The organism is Micromonospora sp. HK10 (assembly GCF_000982955.1).
In the GTDB taxonomy this organism is placed as follows: domain Bacteria; phylum Actinomycetota; class Actinomycetes; order Mycobacteriales; family Micromonosporaceae; genus Micromonospora.
This window is the reverse complement of the sequence record NZ_KQ058692.1, coordinates 1-1946: the sequence shown is the minus strand read 5'-3', so window position 1 is coordinate 1946 and position 1946 is coordinate 1. Positions and strand designations below refer to the sequence as shown.

General features: G+C 75.4%; 1 protein-coding gene. It reads right to left on the bottom strand.

Annotated elements, in window-relative coordinates:
* Nucleotides 1-1946: type I polyketide synthase (locus LQ51_RS04350; RefSeq protein ID WP_046563348.1), on the bottom strand; the 1946-nt coding region annotated here is incomplete at both ends.

Genomic DNA, 1946 nt, shown 5'->3' with positions numbered 1-1946 from the left:
CATGACGGCGAACAGGACGGGCTGGACGACGTCGACGCGGGTGAGCCAGTCGGGGTTGTCGTCGTGTAGGACGGTGTGCAGGTCCCAGTCGACGTAGGGGCGTAGTGCGGTGGCGCAGGCGTCGAGGTGGGCGGCGAAGACTGGGCTGTGTTGGGCGAGTTCGCGGCCCATGCCGAGCCACTGTCCGCCCTGGCCGGGGAACACGAACACCACCCGGCCGTGGTGCGCGGCGGTGTGCTGGAGCAGCGCGGGGTGCGGCCGGTCCTCGGCGAGGGCCCGCAGCGCCTCGGACGGGTCCGGGCCGGGCAGCACGGCGGCCCGGTGCGCGAACACCGCCCGGCCACCGGCCAGTGCGGCGCCGACCGTCGCCCGGTCCACCTCGGGCCGCTGCGCGACGTACCCGAGCAGCCGCGCGGCCTGTTCCCGCAGCCCGGCGGGGGTCTTCGCGGAGAGCAACCACGGCAGCGGCGCGGACGCCGCCGGTGCCGGCGGCGCCTCCGGTTCGGGGGCCTGTTCCAGGATGATGTGCGCGTTTGTGCCGCTGATCCCGAACGAGGAGACCGCCGCGCGGCGCGGGCGGCCCTGCGCCGGCCACGGCCGGGTCTCGGTGAGCAGGGCCACCGCGCCGGCGTCCCAGTCGACGTGCCCGCTGGGCCGATCGACGTGCAGGGTGCGGGGCAGCACCGCGTGGCGCAGCGCCTGGACCACCTTGATGATGCCGGCGACCCCGGCGGCGGCCTGGGTGTGGCCGATGTTGGACTTGATCGAGCCGAGCCAGAGCGGTTCGTTCCCGGCCCGCTGCTGCCCGTACGTGGCCAGCAGGGCCTGCGCCTCGATCGGGTCGCCCAGGGTGGTGCCGGTGCCGTGCGCCTCCACGGCGTCCACGTCGGCCGGAGCGAGGCCGGCGGCGGTGAGCGCCTGGCGGATCACCCGCTGCTGGGAGGGCCCGTTCGGCGCGGTCAGCCCGTTGCTCGCACCGTCCTGGTTGACCGCCGACCCGCGGATCACCGCGAGGATCCGCCGGCCGTTGCGCCGGGCGTCGCTCAGCCGCTCCAGCAGGATCAGCCCGGCGCCCTCGCCCCAGCCGGTGCCGTCCGCCGCGTCGGCGAAGGACTTGCACCGACCGTCCGGTGACAGGCCCCGCTGCCGACTGAACTCGAGGAAGATCTCCGGGGTGGCCATGACGGTCGCCCCGCCGGCCAGCGCCAGGGTGCATTCGCCGCTGCGCAGGGCCTGCACCGCCAGGTGGGTGGCGACCAGCGACGACGAGCAGGCGGTGTCCACGGTGACCGCCGGGCCCTCCAGTCCCAGCGCGTACGCCACCCGGCCGGAGGCGACGCTGGTGGTGTTGCCGGTCATCAGGTAGCCGGCCACCTCCGAGGTGCCGTGCTGGGTGGTGGGGGCGTAGTGCTGGGCGACGACGCCGGTGAACACGCCGGTCGGGGTGGCCCGCAGCGCGGCCGGGTCGATGCCCGCGTGTTCCAGGGTCTCCCAGGCCGTCTCCAGCAGCAGCCGCTGCTGCGGGTCCATCGCCGCCGCCTCCCGCGGGTTGATCCCGAAGAAGTCCGCGTCGAACAGGTCGGCGTCGTGCACGAAACCGCCGTGCCGGGTGTACGTGGTGCCGATCCGGTCCCGGTCCGGGCTGTACAGCCCGTCGACCGGCCAGCCGCGGTTGGTGGGGAAGGTGGACATGGCGTCCACCCCGTCGGCCACCAACCGCCACAGCGCGTCCGCCGAGTCCGCCCCGCCCGGGAACCGGCAGGCCATGCCCACCACGGCGATCGGCTCGTCGGCCGCGACGGTCACCGGGGCCGCCGCGGTGGCCGGCCCGGTGCCCGGGTCGATCAGCTCGTGCAGGTGTCCGGCGAGCGCCTCGGCGGTCGGGTGGTCGAAGACCAGCGTGGCCGGCAGCCGCAGCCCGGTGGCGGCGTTGAGCCGGTTGCGCA